The organism is Microbacterium aerolatum, assembly GCF_007988825.1.
GTDB lineage: Bacteria > Actinomycetota > Actinomycetes > Actinomycetales > Microbacteriaceae > Microbacterium > Microbacterium aerolatum.
Map to the genome: position 1 here is coordinate 20,958 of NZ_BJUW01000018.1, position 15,221 is coordinate 36,178.

Annotated in this window: 14 protein-coding genes; 6 read left to right on the forward strand and 8 right to left on the reverse strand. The window is 63.1% G+C overall.

The genetic code is table 11. The annotated features are described in order from the left end of the window. Window positions 1-20: 20 nt before the first annotated feature. The gene (locus tag MAE01_RS14550; RefSeq protein WP_147040590.1) at window positions 21-506 is read right to left on the reverse strand and encodes a pyridoxamine 5'-phosphate oxidase family protein; all 486 of its coding nucleotides are present in this window, start codon (window positions 504-506) and stop codon (window positions 21-23) included. Between the two features lie 209 nt (window positions 507-715). Between MAE01_RS14550 and MAE01_RS14555 the strand changes: the two genes are divergently transcribed. Together MAE01_RS14555 and MAE01_RS14560 are read left to right on the forward strand one after the other, a co-directional pair. Beyond that, a complete protein-coding gene (locus tag MAE01_RS14555) occupies window positions 716-943 on the forward strand; it encodes a DUF2188 domain-containing protein (RefSeq protein WP_147040592.1) in 228 nt (75 codons plus the stop codon). A 14-nt stretch (window positions 944-957) separates the two neighbouring features. After that, the gene (locus tag MAE01_RS14560; RefSeq protein WP_147040594.1) at window positions 958-1,680 is read left to right on the forward strand and encodes a 3-keto-5-aminohexanoate cleavage protein; all 723 of its coding nucleotides are present in this window, start codon (window positions 958-960) and stop codon (window positions 1,678-1,680) included. A gap of 61 nt (window positions 1,681-1,741) precedes the next feature. On the opposite strand, the gene MAE01_RS14565 is transcribed toward MAE01_RS14560, so the two are convergent. The 4 genes from MAE01_RS14565 to MAE01_RS14580 form a co-directional block, all read right to left on the reverse strand. Then, window positions 1,742-2,137 carry a hypothetical protein gene (locus MAE01_RS14565; RefSeq protein ID WP_147040596.1) on the reverse strand — a complete coding sequence of 132 codons (396 nt, stop codon included), beginning with the start codon at window positions 2,135-2,137 and terminating at the stop codon, window positions 1,742-1,744. Continuing rightward, a complete protein-coding gene (locus MAE01_RS14570) occupies window positions 2,137-2,550 on the reverse strand; it encodes a hypothetical protein (RefSeq protein ID WP_147040598.1) in 414 nt (137 codons plus the stop codon). The genes MAE01_RS14565 and MAE01_RS14570 overlap by 1 nt, the downstream gene beginning before the upstream one ends. Window positions 2,551-2,673: 123 nt before the next feature. Further along, entirely contained in the window at window positions 2,674-3,057 is a 384-nt protein-coding gene (locus MAE01_RS14575; RefSeq protein ID WP_147040600.1) for a hypothetical protein, read from the reverse strand. 49 nt (window positions 3,058-3,106) lie between these two features. Continuing rightward, window positions 3,107-4,108, reverse strand: a complete 1,002-nt coding sequence (locus tag MAE01_RS14580) for an SDR family NAD(P)-dependent oxidoreductase (protein ID WP_147040602.1) — start codon at window positions 4,106-4,108, stop codon at window positions 3,107-3,109. 126 nt (window positions 4,109-4,234) lie between these two features. Between MAE01_RS14580 and MAE01_RS14585 the strand changes: the two genes are divergently transcribed. The 3 genes from MAE01_RS14585 to MAE01_RS14595 all read left to right on the forward strand — a co-directional run bounded on the left by MAE01_RS14585 (window position 4,235) and on the right by MAE01_RS14595 (window position 6,209). After that, a complete protein-coding gene (locus tag MAE01_RS14585; RefSeq protein WP_229718258.1) occupies window positions 4,235-4,804 on the forward strand; it encodes a TetR/AcrR family transcriptional regulator in 570 nt (189 codons plus the stop codon). 60 nt (window positions 4,805-4,864) lie between these two features. After that, window positions 4,865-5,467 (forward strand): hypothetical protein, encoded by a 603-nt coding sequence (locus tag MAE01_RS14590; protein WP_147040605.1) that lies wholly within the window; start codon window positions 4,865-4,867, stop codon window positions 5,465-5,467. 217 nt (window positions 5,468-5,684) lie between these two features. Then, window positions 5,685-6,209 (forward strand): TetR/AcrR family transcriptional regulator, encoded by a 525-nt coding sequence (locus MAE01_RS14595; RefSeq protein WP_147040607.1) that lies wholly within the window; start codon window positions 5,685-5,687, stop codon window positions 6,207-6,209. A 39-nt stretch (window positions 6,210-6,248) separates the two neighbouring features. Here the strand turns inward: MAE01_RS14595 and MAE01_RS14600 are convergent, their stop codons facing one another. Both MAE01_RS14600 and MAE01_RS14605 read right to left on the reverse strand, forming a co-directional pair. Continuing rightward, window positions 6,249-9,230, reverse strand: coding sequence for a restriction endonuclease (locus MAE01_RS14600; RefSeq protein WP_147040609.1), 2,982 nt, complete (start codon window positions 9,228-9,230; stop codon window positions 6,249-6,251). Beyond that, window positions 9,230-11,170 (reverse strand): site-specific DNA-methyltransferase, encoded by a 1,941-nt coding sequence (locus tag MAE01_RS14605; protein ID WP_147040610.1) that lies wholly within the window; start codon window positions 11,168-11,170, stop codon window positions 9,230-9,232. The genes MAE01_RS14600 and MAE01_RS14605 overlap by 1 nt, the downstream gene beginning before the upstream one ends. A gap of 67 nt (window positions 11,171-11,237) precedes the next feature. Between MAE01_RS14605 and MAE01_RS14610 the strand changes: the two genes are divergently transcribed. Beyond that, a complete protein-coding gene (locus MAE01_RS14610; RefSeq protein WP_186806260.1) occupies window positions 11,238-12,188 on the forward strand; it encodes an FRG domain-containing protein in 951 nt (316 codons plus the stop codon). 49 nt (window positions 12,189-12,237) lie between these two features. Here the strand turns inward: MAE01_RS14610 and MAE01_RS14615 are convergent, their stop codons facing one another. Further along, window positions 12,238-15,144, reverse strand: a complete 2,907-nt coding sequence (locus tag MAE01_RS14615; protein WP_147040614.1) for an SNF2-related protein — start codon at window positions 15,142-15,144, stop codon at window positions 12,238-12,240. Window positions 15,145-15,221: the final 77 nt, after the last annotated feature.

Consider the following 15,221-nt stretch of genomic DNA (forward strand, 5'->3'; position numbering starts at 1 on the left):
CCGCGGCCGAATGACCCTGGCTAGAGCTCGACCTTGCCGCTGTCCCCGCCGTCGTACTGCTCGCCGGTGATCTTCGACTTCACGAAGCTGAAGGCCGTGGCGATCTTTCCGCCGGGGGTGTCCCAGTACTCGGCCGAATCGGCACTGAACTTCAGCACGCCGACTGAGGGGTCGTCGGGTCCGTCGGGGAACCATGCCTCGACAACCGGGTTCCACAGCTCCTCGATCTTCGAGCGGTCTTCGACGAGTCGTGCCGTGCCGGAGAGCGAAACCCAGGCGTCGTCCGAGCTCAGTGAGACGTTGGCGTGCGAGTCGGCCGCGAGATCTCTGATCGGCGACGAGGCCTTCGAGACGAGGAACCACAGGTCGCCATCGAACTCCGCCTCCTGAACCGTGAGCGGATGCGCGACAAGCGTGCCGTCAGCGTGGCGGGTGACGAACATCGCGAACCGGAACTTCTTCACGAGCTCTGCGACCTTCGTGCGATCGTCTGTGGAGTCAGTCATGTCGTTCACCTTTCTCTTCCGTGCGTTGTGTCGCAGTCAACGATGCGCCGCTCCTGCGTTTGTCGGAAAGGGGTTGAAAGCGACTCGCGCTCGCGATAACCCAGCGCCCGCCCAAGGCCCTACTCGCGATCACCCCCCTCGGCAAGGGCCTCTTCGGCGGCGAGCGATCCGGCGTACAACTGGATCCTGGAGCAGAGGGGAGACGCGACATGGCTGCAGGAGACATCGAGACGTTCCACCAGAACGGCATCTGGTTCAACCGGATCGAGGGTGAGTCGCGCACACTCGGGCTGGGATACGACAACCGGGAGGATGCCGTCGCCGCCGGACGCAGCGCATCCGTCGCTCGCCAGGTCGAGCACACGGTGAAGGAGAGCGAGGGCCCGTCGGACGACCGCAGCTCCTACGGAACCAACCCGCGAGACCGCGTCGGCTGATCGAGGAGGACGCCGTGCTGATCCAGGCGTGCGTGAACGGCGCTCAGGATGCCGCGGCGCACCGGCGCCTCAGCACAGACGAGCACCACATGGCGATCGAGGCGGCACGCGCTGTCGCCGCGGGTGCAGCCGCGATCCACGTGCACCCGAAGGATGCTGCCGGACGCGACAGCCTCGACGGCGCCGACGTCGCACGGTGGCTGACGGCCGTGCGGGCCGCGTGCCCCGGCATCCCGATCGGGGTCACGACCGGAGCGTGGGCCGCGCCGGATGCCGAGAGCAGGACCGCCGCGCTCGCCGAGTGGACGGAGCTTCCGGACTTCGCGTCCGTGAACTGGCACGAGGACGGCGCGGACGAAGTCGCGGCGCTGCTGCTGAGTCGGGGCGTCGGCGTCGAGGCTGGGATCTGGAATGTCGAGGGGGCGGACGCGTGGTCGCGCTCCGCCGTGCGCGGCGACTGCCTGCGGGTGCTGGTCGAGCTGCCCGACATGGATGTCGCGATGGTGCGCAACGCGGCGGAGGATCTGATCGCCCGCATCACGCGCATCGATCAGAGAATGCCAATCCTGCTCCACGGCGAGGAACGTTCGGCCTGGGCCGCGTTCGATCTCGCCGTGGAGCGAGGACTCGACTCGCGCATCGGACTGGAGGACTGCCTCGCGTTGCCCGACGGAGGAATCGCGTCGGGCAACGCGGCGCTGGTCCGGGCGGCGGTGGAGCGGGTTCCGGTCCGGTGAGTGCTGCACCGCACCGCCCTGCCGCTCGCGCAGTCGTATGCCCGATGAAACCGTGGACGGCTCAGAACGCGTAGGCGACCTGATGCAGGCCGTGTTGCGCTGTCGTCTGCTCCGAGGCTGACAGGCTGACTGTGACGGGAGTGTCGTGAAGCTTCAAGAACTCCACGTACATCGCCATCGATGTCGCCTCGTGCACATGCTGGGCGGGTGCACTGTCACGGGCGCCAGATCCGTTGATGAACTCGATCAGTGCGAGCCAGTCAGGAAACGCGACAAAGACGTTGGCTCGGCCCCCGAAGGCTTCGACACGCTCGAAGACGGAGTTCAGGTCGTCGTCCGGAAGCGCGACGACGACCGGTCGAGTGCCGTCGTCAGCGAGGACGGGGAGTGGCTGCATCGTGGACCGGCGGGCGACGGTCTTCATCACACGACGAGTTGCGATGTTGCGCGCATCCATCAGTGTCCACCCCCGCAGTTCTGATCGTGGCGATCCTGTACCAGGTCGTATCCCCGGTCGAAAAATTCTTGCACGTCGACATGGGAGTACAAGGGGCGCAGGATTCGTGCGTCGTTCGGCTTGCGATAGCCGGTCACGTGCTCATGGAAGTGCCCGTGTCCGGTGTCGCAGGAGTACTGCTCTTCCCACTCGTCTACGTCTACCTTCTTGGCCCACACAATCGCGAAATACACGAGCGCAAAGTCGGCGGACACAAGGCGCTGCACGATACGGCACCCGCACACGAGGTCCGTCGGATATGTCTCCTCACGGAGGTCCAGATCGTCCGGAACCTCGTAAAGGCTGACTTCGGACTTCGCCCGTTCGGCGCGCGCACGCTTCGCGTTGTGCATCCGCTCTTGTTTCCGGGCCATGCCCCGGAGCGTACCGACTACCTCGGACGTCGTCTCGGGGCGGCTATTGCATCGCATGGGCGCCGTTGGCGTCGGCAAGCGGATGCTGGCGGCGCCGCGCTCACGCTGTATGACGACGGTCGGTTATGCGGCACTCATCACCGACCGAAACCATCCAGCATCGCCCCACGGCGAGAACGCGAGTTCGTTGCCATGAGTGAGACGCTCTGACTCGTCGTGCAACATTGACCGCGAAGCGGTTGCACGATGGCCGTCAAACGCTGCTGGTCGTACTTCGGCTGTCGGTACCCCGAGCTGCGCGGCAATGTGCCGAACGACCCACTCGGCCCAATCCTCCCCGCTGGTCGTTCCATCGCGAACGTCGGTGCGGGCTATCTTGACGAGCCACCGACGAGCGTCGCCGACAATTCGAATCCAGTTCTTGTCCTTTGAGCCCATCTGCTCTTCCGGGTCCTCGATATCCAGGTCGAGCATGTTGAGCTCGACGGGATCCCAGATCGGAGACATGGTAGGACGCTATCGCCTACATGCGACGTCTTGGGCGATGCCTGATGACTTACTGCACCGACCACCCGCCGTCGGAGGCGACGATCGCGCCGTTGATGTTCACAGCGTCATCGCTCAGCAGGAACGTGATCGACGCCGCGAGGTGCTCGGCCGTCGCGACGGTCGGGATCGCCTGCTGGAACGGTGCGAGGCGCGCGGACCCGGCCTCGGACATGTTCGGCGGCATCGGGATGCCGGTGGCCACGCCGCCCGGAGCGACCGAGTTCACGCGGATTCCCTTGGGCCCGTACATGAACGCCGCGGACTTCGTGACGCCGATGATGCCGTGCTTGCTCGCGGTGTAGGCGTTGCCCGAGGCGTTGCCGCGCAGGCCCGCCTCGCTGGCGACGTTGAGGATCGCGCCGCGGCCGGCCTTCTCCATGACGGGGAGGACAGCGCGCATGAGCTTGAAGGGCGCGGTGAGGTTGATCGCGATGACGCGGTCCCACACGGCATCCGTGGTCTCGCCGGCGGGTGAGAAGTCGTCGTTGATTCCGGCGACGTTGGCGAGGCCGTCGATACGGTCGCCGGCTGCGGCGAGCACGGCGTCGACGGCATCCTGCTTGGTGAGGTCGCCGGCGACGGCGACGATGTCGGCATCCGGGAGTTCCGCCTTGAACGCGTCGAGCTTGTCGGCGGCGATGTCGGAGGCGATCACGCGGCCGCCTTCGCGGGCGATACGGGATGCCGTGGCCTTGCCGATTCCGGATGCCGCACCCGTGACGATCACGGTCTTGCCGGCGAAGCGTCCGGAGGTGATCTGCTCGGTCCAGCCGGTCGCGGCGGACTCTTCGGGGATCTCGCCGCCGTTGGCCGCGCGGACGAGGTCGTCGATGACCGACTGGGGCATGGCGCCCTGGCTGAGCGCGACCATCTGCTGCAGAGGCAGGCCGAGCACGGGGGTGAGGGCTTCGGGGTCGGCGCCGGACTGTGCGAGGAGCCCGCGGACGAGGTCGCCGCCCGTCGGGTCGTTCAGCCATTCGCCGATGGTGGAGTTTGCGGTCAGTGCCATGGTGTCTCCTTCGGATTCCTGCGGCTACTGCCTTCTCGGCCCCTGGGCCTGTCGAAGGGTCCGAGGCCTATTTCGCAACGCCGCGTCTCGTTATAGCTCAAGTCTACGCCTCGCTACGCTCGAATGGTGCCCCGTCCTCGCAGTGAACAAGCCCGGCAGTCCGTCCTGGAAGCCATGCGCGCTGCGCTGTCGTCGGACGGATACGAATCGGTGACGATCGAGGGACTTGCGGCCGAGGCGCGGGTGTCGAAGCAGACGATCTACCGCTGGTGGTCGTCGAAGGCGGCAATCCTCGGGGAGGCGCTGCTGGAGGGTTCGCTGCCCACGCCTTCCCTGCCCGTAACGGACGATCTGGCTGCCGACCTGCGCGCCTGGTTCTCGGCGATGTCTGCGCAGGCGGGTGATGGCGCCACGGTCGAGCTCGCGCGGGCGCTGATCGCGGTGACGGCGACGGATGCCGAACTCGGCGCCGCTCTGAACGAGCGGCTGGCCGGCCCGATCATCGAGCAGATTGTCGCGCGGCTGACGGTTGCGCAGGAGGCCGGCGAGGTGCGCAAGGACGTGGATGCCGCGGCCGTCGCAGACCAGTTCATCGCGCTGTCGTCGTACGCGGCACTGTTGGGCAGGCCACTGGATGCGGGGCGGGTGGAGGCGTTGGTGGAAGTGTTGATGCGGGGGATCGGCACAGGCGACTGAGCACGTTCCAACACGAGCTCGAACGCCTTCCTCCGGTCCTTGAGCGATATGTTTGGGCTTATGGCAGGCAGACAGAATGCGAAGCCAAGCCCGTGGGTACCTGATGGCATCGCTCAGGCCGGAGTCAACGTGGATTTCCGGCCGCCCACGTTTGAGAGTGGTGCGCCCGTGCCAATGATCCGATATACGTTCATCGTTGATGGGCGCACACTTATCGTGACCTCAAGTCTTAGGGAGGCGAGCACGACGCTGGATCTGCTTGCGCGTATCCTGCGACTGTTGACTCCGAACATTGGCTCAGGCCGGGCGAAGAGAGCGAAGATAGCGCCGCTGCAAGTACCTGTTGTCGAACCGTCCGGGCATGCGCGACTTATCCAAGGCTTGGCGCGGGTGGCGCCGATGATTTCCGCCCGCGACCGTAGAGGCGAACTCGTTCCCAGACTATTCTCGAGCGGTATCGCGGCTGGTCCGTGGGTTGATGGTGAGCCTCCATTGATCTGGTTAGAGATTCTTGACGTTGATGCGCGCCAGCCAAGAATCGGCCGCGTACTGATGGATGCCTGGAGTGCGGCAGCGTTCCGCGATCGCCTCTTCCAGGCGCTCGACTCATCGTTGCCTGCCCGCGGACCGACCGATAGCCAGATCAGAAGCGTCGTGACCTGACGAGGGCGACGATCCATCCGGTGTCCGGCCACAACGGCGCCCACGGTTCGCGTTCGCTCGACCTATTGCGGCACCCACACGACGGAGACCGCAGCCGCGCCGGCGCATTCCTTATCGGCGACGAGCGATCCTGCGAGCACCCTGAGCGAAACGCCACTCAGATCGTGGGAGAAAACATGGATACGCTGCTCAATAATTCGGTCGACTCGGCACAAAACTGGTCCGCGATACCGAATCGTCGGACGGGTACGAGTCGGTGACGATCGAGGGGCTGGCGGCCGAGGCTGGGGTGTCGAAGCAGACGATCTACCGTTGGTGGTCGTCGAAGGCGGCGATCCTCGGGGAGGCGCTGCTGGAGGGTTCGCTGCCCACGCCTTCCCTGCCCGTGACGGACGATCTCGCTGCCGACCTGCGCGCCTGGTTCTCGGCGATGTCGGCGCAGGCGGGCGATGGCGCCACGGTCGAGCTCGCGCGGGCGCTGATCGCGGTGACCGCGACGGATGCCGAGCTCGGCGCGGCCCTGAACAAGAGGCTCGTCGACCCGATCGTTGAGCAGATCGTCGCGCGGCTGTCTCTGGCTCAGGAAGCCGGCGAGGTGCGCGAGGACGTGGATGCCGCGGCCGTCGCGGATCAGTTCATCGCGGTGTCTTCGTATGCGGCGTTGCTGGGGAGGCCGCTGGATGCTGGGCGGGTGGATGCTTTGGTGGAGGTGCCGATGCGCGGGATCGCGGCGGCGCGCTGATGGCCACCATCAACGCGACCCCAGCGCCGCGTCGAGCCGTTACACATTCCACTTCTCTGGCACCGAAACCGCGTAGTCGTCGACCCCGATCGCCTTGAAGTGCTCGATCGCGGCTTTGATCTTCGCGTTCTCGCTCGGGCGGCGCTTCGACTCGTCAAGCGTCGACTTGGTCTCGCGGATCATGTAGACGCGATCCATGCCGTCTTCGTGCTTGATGATCGCCCAGTCGGGGTTGTACGGCCCGACGGGGGTATCGATCTTGAACTTCGCAGGCAGTTTCAAGAAGAGCTTGATGTCTTCGCGGCCGTCGAGGAGCTCGGCGAACTGGCGTTCGGGCGCGGAGTCGTAGACGACGTAATCGAAGTCGGACTTCTCCGGGTTGTTGAGCTTATACATCTGGTCGAGGAAGCGATCCTTCTCCTCGGCGCCGTCTTCCTGCAGTTCGCGCAGTTCATAGACGTAGCCGGCGATCTTCTCGTACTGAACGCCGTCGACAACAAGCTTGGCGAGTTCGCCCTGCATGAGGCGCTTCGCCATGGTGATGAAGTCGTTCGGGTTGGAGATGAACTCATCCAGACGGCCGGACTCGGTCAGGATGTCTACGATCGTCTTCCGGGTGAGGGACGTGGCTTCCTGCAGCTCGCTGATGATATCGGGCAGATCATAGCTGCCACGCAGCGCTTGCTGGCGAGGTGTACTCAGTTCAGTTCCCTTCGCTCCACCGCGCAGCACCTTGACGCCGGCACGGGTGACTTCGATGCGGAGAGGGTCGATCTTCGGTGCAGCCTTGATCGCGGTGACCGAGTTCTCGATCAGCTTGTCGCGCTCAACCGCCACGCGGTAGGTGGTGCGGCGACTAATGATCTCCCAGAACTCTTCGAATTCTGGTGTCGCGTACAGCTGCTTGTTGAGTGTGCGGGGATGCCGCTTGCTCGCCGGCTTGACGTACTTGCCAATATTGGCGTTGGCCACCAGCTCGATCACGAACGGCTCAGCCCACATGAAGTCGACGGGCATATTGAGGCTGAAGCCCAGCGTGTTCGGCTGGAACTTCGGCGTCACCACGCCTTCCTTGTCGACGAAGCCGTTGCTCCGCAGGTGCTCCCACACCTTGACGGAGCGATCGTAGCCGAACAGATCCTCGGTAAGTTCGCCGTTGTCATCCTGTAGCGGGATCTTCGAGAACTCGGAGCGGCGGACCCGCCCGATCTCGACACCAGCTTCCTTGTATTCCTTCTGGAGGCTGTCGGCGAACGTCTTGTACGACTCGTTTGCGATGACCGTCAGCGTGGCGACGCCTGGGTCGGCGACTCGTTCGTAGCCGTCCTCAGTCTTGGCCACGGGCAGACGCAGGCCACGCCCCAGTGTCTGGCGGCGTTCGGTCTCGGCGCCCATCTCGCGGAGGGTGCAGATCTGGAAGACGTTTGGATTATCCCAGCCCTCGCGCAGAGCGGAGTGGCTGAAGATGAAGCGGACGGGCGTTGCCTCGTCGAGCAGGCGCTCCTTGTCCTGCATGATCAGCTCGTAGGCGTCGTCATCGGCCTTGGTGGTGCCGGAAGAGTCCTGCATCACCGTCGACTTGCCGCGCTTGATCTGCGAGAAGTAGGCCCGGCGCAGTTCGCTCGGATCCTGCGGCAGCAGTTCCTGCCATTTTGCAGAGCGGGCACGCTCCTCAGCGAATACCTCGTCGAACCAGCGTGCGAAGTCGCCGTCGGCCGTGTCGTTGTTGACACCGTCACCGAGGTAGCTGGCGACCTTGTCAACGAAGAACAGACTGAGCACCTTGATGCCCTTCGGGCGCAGCATCGCCTCCTTGCGGAAGTGCTCCTTGATCGTCTCGCGAATCATCTCCTTGTAGATCGCGCCGGTCGATGCCCCGATGCTCTCGCCCTCGTAGAGATAGCCGTGCAGGGTGAGATCGATGTAGGACGGTTCGATGCCCATCTCATTGATGCGCCAGCCCTCGTAGATCGGGTTGTTGGTCAGGCGCGCATCCGACAGCTCCAGGTTCTGCGGAACGTTGACCACGCGGCGCTCGAGCGAGCCATCGGCCTTGCGGCAGGACAGCTCCAGGCGAGCCATCCAGCCACGATCGTTCTTGACCTCTATGAGCTTGATGTACGGCGCAGCGTCGGCGCCCTGTTGCTGCACGTCGGCCACGACGATCTGCTTCACGAGACCCAGGTCGTGGGCGTTGACCGGGTCAAGACGGTAGGTGACGTTGCGGCTGGTCTTGTGGGTCGCGCTGTAGCGCAGGATGCAAGCGGGGTTGAGCTCGCCGACGGACGACTGCGAGAGCAGCGACTCCATGTTCTGCGGCTCGTCCATGATCACGATCGGGCGGGTTGCCTTCAGGTAATCGATCGGGCGCAGGCCGTTCAGCTTGTCGCGCGTCTGGTGAATGATGCGACTGTTCGCGTTGCCACGAATTGAGTCGATCGTCATCACCATGATCTGCACGTTTGTCGACGTGGCGAACGACTGCACTTCCTCGGCTGTCTTACCGCTGTAGACATACGAGTCGAACGTGATGTTGCGCTTCTTGTAGAGGTCCTCGAAGTGCGAACGCATCAGGCGGATGCTGGTGTTGACACCCTCGCGGATCGCCACGCTCGGAACCAGGATCACGAACTTGGTGAAGTTGTAGCGCTCGGCGAGCTCGAAGATGGTGCGGAGGTACACGTAGGTCTTACCGGTACCGGTCTCCATCTCGATGTCGAAGTTGAGCCCGTCGAAGAGCTTCGGCATCACCTCAAGGCCATTACGGTCCTGCACCCGTTGCAGGTTGGCCAGCAGGAGATCGGTATCGACCACGAGGTTGTTACCAAACGCGCCGACTTCCTGCGCAAGGTCGAGATCGAGGGTAGCGTTGCTGCTGTCGTCGACTGCTGCCTCACCGCGCAGGGTAGTCAGAAGCCTCTCCGCGTCCTTGGGCTGACCGTCGAAAAGGTCAACGACGGAGTTGATCGCATCTAGCTGGTACGGCTGACTGGCGTCGAATTTGAATCCAGACCCACTCATTACGCCGTCCAGAACTCGATGCCCTTGCTCTTACAGAGCTGGGCCAGGTTGGTCTTCAGTTCGTCGTCGCCCTTGAGGGCATCCTCGAGCACGACGAGGCGCACGGGTTCCTCGTCAACTACGGCACGCAGCTGCTCAAGTGTCGGCTTAACGTGCTTGTTGAGATAGGCGAGGACAACGCCGCCGCCCACCGAACGAAGCTCAAGGCCCGCGACGTCAACCGGAGCGACCTGCTCGGTCAGCGAGTAGCCCTGCTTGAGGAGGATCTCCACGAGGAGGTCATCGGCAGTGGCGTCGTTACCATTGCTTGATTCGCGAAGGTCGAAGAGGTGCTGCTCAAGCTCGGTGCGATCGACGTCGCTCGAGACCTTCCACTTCGAGAAATTGGTGTCCGTCAAGCGATAGCTTCGGAAGCCCACATCCACGCGATCGGCCGCCTCCACCTGCAGCTGATCTACTCGAGAGCTTGATATGACTTCAGCGGCCGCGCCGATCCGGCGGCGAGCAAGATCCGCAATCGTCGCGCCGTCCCCTCCTTCGACCGGCTCCGGAAGCTGTACCTGCAGGTGGGCACGGTTACCGCCGTCTCGGAGGTTCGCCGCCATCACTGCGTGAGCTGTGGTGGCTGAGCCGGAGAAGAAGTCAAGTACGACGGCATTCTCCTTCGGCTTAGTGAAAACCGACACCAGATACTCGATGAGTCCGACCGGCTTCGGATACGAGAACTTAAGCCCCCACGACGCCAGCATCGAGCTGTTCTGCTTGGTGGTGCCTAGATTTCGCAGGACCGACAGTACGTGCCCTTGGTCATCGGAGCGGCGCTTCATCATGTAGATCGCCCCGGTGTCGCGCAACTCGAACCAGGTCTCGCGCCCCTCTCCGTCCTCAATGGGCACACACCCGTTTCGGATGAAAAGATCAAGCAGGTTACGCGAGCTCCATCCGCTGCGCACGCGAGCTGGTGCGGAGACCTTACCCTCGGCCACGTTGATCGCGTCGAGAATGTGAGGAAACGCATTGTCTCGCTGCGCGATAGCGCCCGAGTCGAAGTTGGCAGGGAAGCCGATGGGCAACTCAATCGTCGACGCCGGGTTCGCCGGACCGTTCTTTGTAATCGAGTTCTCGATCACGTCCTTGAATAGTTTGCTATCTTCCGTGATGTTCGGGTCGATCACCGAAGGACGTGCGAACTTTGAGGCGTTGCGCGAGTAGGCGAGGACGTACTCGTGCACACCCTTAACCTTGCTCTGCTGGTCAACGTTTCCTTCGTTAAGCCATACGAATTGAGAAATCAGGTTCGATTCCCCGAATACCTCGTCGCACAAACGGTGCAACTGAGCCTGCTCAACATCGTTGATCGAGATAAGAATGACACCATCTTCGGTGAGCAGGTTCCGGGCGAGCTTTAGACGCGGATACATCATGCTGAGCCAGGCCGAGTGGTACTGCGGGTTCTCGGCGGTGTTTCGCGAGCTTGTGCTCTTAGCCTTACCTGATTCATCGAGCTGCCCGGCGTACTCGAGATAGGTCTGCAGACCCTCGCGGTAATTATCCGGGTAGACGAAGTCCTTACCGGTGTTGTACGGAGGGTCGATGTAGATCATCTTGATCTTGGCGTGATAGTGCTTCTGCAGGATCTTTAGCACCTCGAGGTTATCGCCCTCGATGAACACGTTCTTGGTTGTGTCCCAGTCCATTGAGTTCTGGAAGTCGGGACGGAGCGTTGCTGCTGTCGGAGCCTGAGCAGCACGGAGCGCCCGCGTCTTGCCAGGCCAGAACAGACCGAACCGCTCGCTGCTATCGGCCGCATCGTCTTGCAGCAGTTCCTTGAGCTTCTCCAGATCGATCTTGCCGTCAGCGATGGCCTCGGGAATCAGGTCAGCAAGTTGCGCTGCCAGCTCGGTCTGGAAGTGCGGTGTTGTGGAAGGTGTCTCTGGCACACCACGAGTATTCCATGGGGGGCTGACAACGACACGGTGTACGCTCTGCCGCGATACGCTCGTTCTCGTGGCACAGTCTACCGCGACATGGGATCCTCAGAACTACTTCCGCGCCTGGGAGCGGCCCGTCGGAAGCTGGTCCGACCTCCTCGACGAGCTCGAGAACGTGAACAAGGTCTCGCGAGGGCGACAACTGGTATGGCGAGGCGTACGCAATGCTTCCTACGGTCTCCTAAGTTCGGCCTACCGATGGTTCAAGGATCGAGACGCGGTGGTCCCCTCAGAAGGCCGAATGCGAGAGCTGGAATCGGGGCTCCTCGCAGTCGCCCGCACTACTTGGCCGGACCGCGGCGGAAGTGCTCTAGAGACCTTGGCTCACATTCAGCACTATGGCGGCCCTACGCGTCTAATAGACGTAAGCCATTCACCGATGATTGCGCTTTTTTTCGCCACGGAACAGAAATACGACCACAAATCTCATTTGCCGTTACCGGATGAAGACGGCCGCATCTTTGCCTTCCAGGCCAACGACCGCACCATCGAACTCAACTCAACCTGGGGCACGCGAGAACTGCCGTGGCTGGACTGGGGTAAACAAGACCACGGGTGGGAAACTGAACTCCCGTTCGTTTGGAACCCTCCTCGTGCCCTTAACGAACGAATCTCCGCACAACAGGGAGCGTTCCTGGTGGGGGGAGTCCCTTCCCTCCCGCACGGGCAGAACTCTCGGTATCGAATGCCCGGCGCGTGGCAGAGCGGCAATATGAAGACGATGCCGGCCAAAGACGTGCGGCAAGTCACGTCAGTCTCGATGTTCCTCAAGAGCCTCGAACGGCGCACCGCGACCAACTCTCAGGCTGCGTACACACTCAGGATCGAGAAAGCGGCGAAGCCGGGCATTCGGGAGCAGTTGGCCGACGAGCACGGCCTACACCACGGTACGGTCTACCCTGATCGGTTCGGATTAGCATCCTACGGCGCTGACATCGCGAAAGTCGGAGATCACGCTTCTCGCTAAATAGAGGAGATGCTGCTGACACGAGGATCAGTGGCGAAGCCAGAAGGCGCTAGCGGGACAACCGCCAGCGAACCGTGAACAGGTGCTTGGTCTCCTGGGTTCCATGGAGCGACTGCTCAATCAGCTCAAGGTACTTGTCCCCTTCCGCGCGGAGCTTCTTGCGCGTGTACCGGAAGTCCTCGTCGGCTTCCTCAGCGCGGTGCTCCCACTTGCGGGCCTCCTTCTTGAGTCGCAGCTGCTCCATCGGATCGTCGGCTTGCCGCGCGAGCTTGCGTGCTTCCTTCTCCCTCGCGCGGTAGTCGCGGACGGTGCCGTCATGCTCGGCCTTACGGTCCTGCTGGTTTCGGTAGATGAGCTCCTCCTGCTGGTCGTAGTAGCGGGAGTTGCGGCCCTGGACTTCCTGCTCCAGCTCAGTCCGGCGCAGGTCGAGGTGCGGTGCGAATCTGCCCTCGTCGACCGCCACCGGCTCTCCTCCGACCTTGATGCAGGCGAGATCGAGAATGTCCGCGACGTACTCCTCGTCGAGCCAACGACCGTCATCGGTCAGCGCGCCGGCCAGCAGGTAGGACTCGGAGACGTTCTCGTCGCGTGCGCGCATTCGGAAGGTTGCAACGCTCAAGGTCAGCTCGCCGCTGGTGCCCTCCAACGCTCGGATCGCGCTGCTCACGCGCTCGGACTGCCCGAGGGAGAATGTCAGCTCGCGTGCCGGGGTGTCGTGGGCCTTTGCAGCCTCGATAACGTGCTGGGCGAGCGGGCTTGCGTAGCGGTACTGGTGGGCGTTCTCCAACGGTTGCGACTTGAAGAAGTAGCGCCCGGCCGGCGCGTCCTTCACGGGCGACTGGTTCAGAACGAAGGTGCGGCCGTCTCCCTCGAACGTTGCCCGCCCCGCAAGCTCATGCATGGTGACAGCCAGCAGCAGGCGCTCGAACTTGTTCAGCACCTCGCCGGACTGCGCGTCGTAGGCCTTGAGGCGGTCCTGCACGTGTGGGTCGAGGTTGTCGAAGACCTTCGCCTTGGCGCTGGCCATTTCGGCAGAGATGTCGTCGGCATACTGTGTGTCCAGTGCTTTGAACGCCTTGTCGATCTCGGCGTCGGTGCGACTTGAGGTCAGGATGTCGCTGATGCGCTTCTCGAAGTCCAGACCATCCTCGATGGCGCCCAGCACCTCGTCAGAGGCGCCGAACACGCTCGAGAACAGCTGGAACTTGTTGGTGAGCAGCTCTAGGATTCGCTGCTCTGCCAGGTTGCCCTTATTGCTGAAGTTGACCACCACAACGTCGTACTTCTGGCCGAAGCGGTGCACGCGCCCGATGCGCTGCTCAACGCGCTGCGGGTTCCACGGCAGGTCGTAGTTGACGAGCATCGAGCAGAACTGCAGGTTGATACCTTCAGCGGCTGCCTCGGTGGCGATCATGATCGTGCCCTGCTCGCGGAAGTACTCCACGAGTGCCTTGCGGCGATCCACGGCCGGGATCCCCGTGACCAGATCACCATCCTTGTTCGCCTCGAGCCAGGCCTTGTAGATGGCAGTCTGCTCGGGGCCGTCATTCGTGCCGTTGAACAGCACCAGCCCCTCACCGCGACCTGACTCCCGCAGGCACCGGGCGATGTACTCCTGCGTCTTCGTAGAGTCGGTGAAGATGATCGCTTTCTCGGGTGCGCCGAGTTCGCGCAGGCGGTCGAAGCCGCGATCGATCGCGTCGGAGAGCTTGGCCGCTTTCTGGTTGACCGTGATGGAGCGGGCGAGGGCGGCATACTCACGCAGCTCGGCAACCTCGTCACGCATCGCTTCGGCGATCTCTTCCGGGAGCGCCTGCGTCGACTGGGACTGCGGCCCGAAGCTGCGAGGGCTCGTGCCAGATTCCTGGACTTCCTCAAGTTCCTCGTCGGTGAGGTCTTCTGCTTCGAAGTCCATCTCCCAACGGCGTCCTGTGGCGTCACGGTAGACGCCGCCGCGAATCTCGCCCTCGAGACGGTCAGCGATGCGCTCCAGCGTGCTGGCCACGGCGTGCGTCGATGACCCGAGTCGCTTGCGGATGATCAGGGCAGCGAGGTGACGTTGGCTGCCCGCGAAGGCGAACAGGTCGTCTCGTTGCAGGTAATCGTTGACGAGTTCGTAAAGCCGCTGCTCCTCCGGACTCGGCGTGAACTCCATCGTGATCGCCGTGCGCTTGGTGAAGTGGATGTATTTGTCCGCATCGCGGCGCAGCGTGCGCTTCGCCACCGTCGCCACACGCTCGGCGAGGTCGTCACCGTTGCCGAGATCACGCCCCTTGATGTAGCGCTCACGGAAAGCATCGAGGGAGTAAAAGTAGTTCGGGTCGAACACCGAGACGAGGCCGTAGAGCTCCTCGAGCTTGTTCTGCAGCGGAGTCGCGGTCAGCAGCACTGTCTTGTGCGCGCCAGAAACGATGTGGGCGACCGACTCGGCGATCTTGCCTTTACCCGTCCAGTGATTACGCAGCCGATGCGCCTCGTCAGCAACGACCAGGTCCCAAGCGCGGAGCAGGGACTGCTCGTGACGCTGCGCGAACTCGTACGAGCAGATCAGCACCTCGGCCTGTCGACCCGAAGTATTCGCGAGCAGGGTGTCCTTCGACTTCGGATCGAGGATGCTGGCCGGGATGAGGAACTTCTCGAACAGCTCCTGTTTCCACTGCTGACGCAGGCTCGACGGCGCCACGATCAAGATGTTGCGGCGACGCTCGGCCCAGTACTGCGTGATGACGATGCCTGCCTCGATCGTCTTGCCGAGGCCCACCTCATCCGCGAGAATCACACCCGGCAGGAACGGAGTCTGTAACGCGAAGAGTGCGGCATCGATCTGATGCGGCTTTGGCTCCACCTGTGCGTCGAACAGCAGACCGGCCAGCTTGCCGACGTGATCGTTCGCGAAGCTGCGCTGCAGTTCGTGCGCATAGTACTTCGCCTGGTACGACGTTATGGGATTGGGCATCTGGTGCTGCTGCTCAGGTCGGGGACGCTCTTGGGCTGATCATGGCACAGGTGGCACGATCTGCTGGCCAGATGCGC

Coding starts and splice junctions, on each gene's coding strand:
- MAE01_RS14550 (WP_147040590.1), bottom strand. CDS start 506: ATGACTGACTCCACAGACGATCGCACGAAGGTCGCAGAGCTCGTGAAG.
- MAE01_RS14555 (WP_147040592.1), top strand. CDS start 716: ATGGCTGCAGGAGACATCGAGACGTTCCACCAGAACGGCATCTGGTTC.
- MAE01_RS14565 (WP_147040596.1), bottom strand. CDS start 2,137: ATGGATGCGCGCAACATCGCAACTCGTCGTGTGATGAAGACCGTCGCC.
- MAE01_RS14570 (WP_147040598.1), bottom strand. CDS start 2,550: ATGGCCCGGAAACAAGAGCGGATGCACAACGCGAAGCGTGCGCGCGCC.
- MAE01_RS14575 (WP_147040600.1), bottom strand. CDS start 3,057: ATGTCTCCGATCTGGGATCCCGTCGAGCTCAACATGCTCGACCTGGAT.
- MAE01_RS14580 (WP_147040602.1), bottom strand. CDS start 4,108: ATGGCACTGACCGCAAACTCCACCATCGGCGAATGGCTGAACGACCCG.
- MAE01_RS14590 (WP_147040605.1), top strand. CDS start 4,865: ATGGCAGGCAGACAGAATGCGAAGCCAAGCCCGTGGGTACCTGATGGC.
- MAE01_RS14600 (WP_147040609.1), bottom strand. CDS start 9,230: ATGAGTGGGTCTGGATTCAAATTCGACGCCAGTCAGCCGTACCAGCTA.
- MAE01_RS14615 (WP_147040614.1), bottom strand. CDS start 15,144: ATGCCCAATCCCATAACGTCGTACCAGGCGAAGTACTATGCGCACGAA.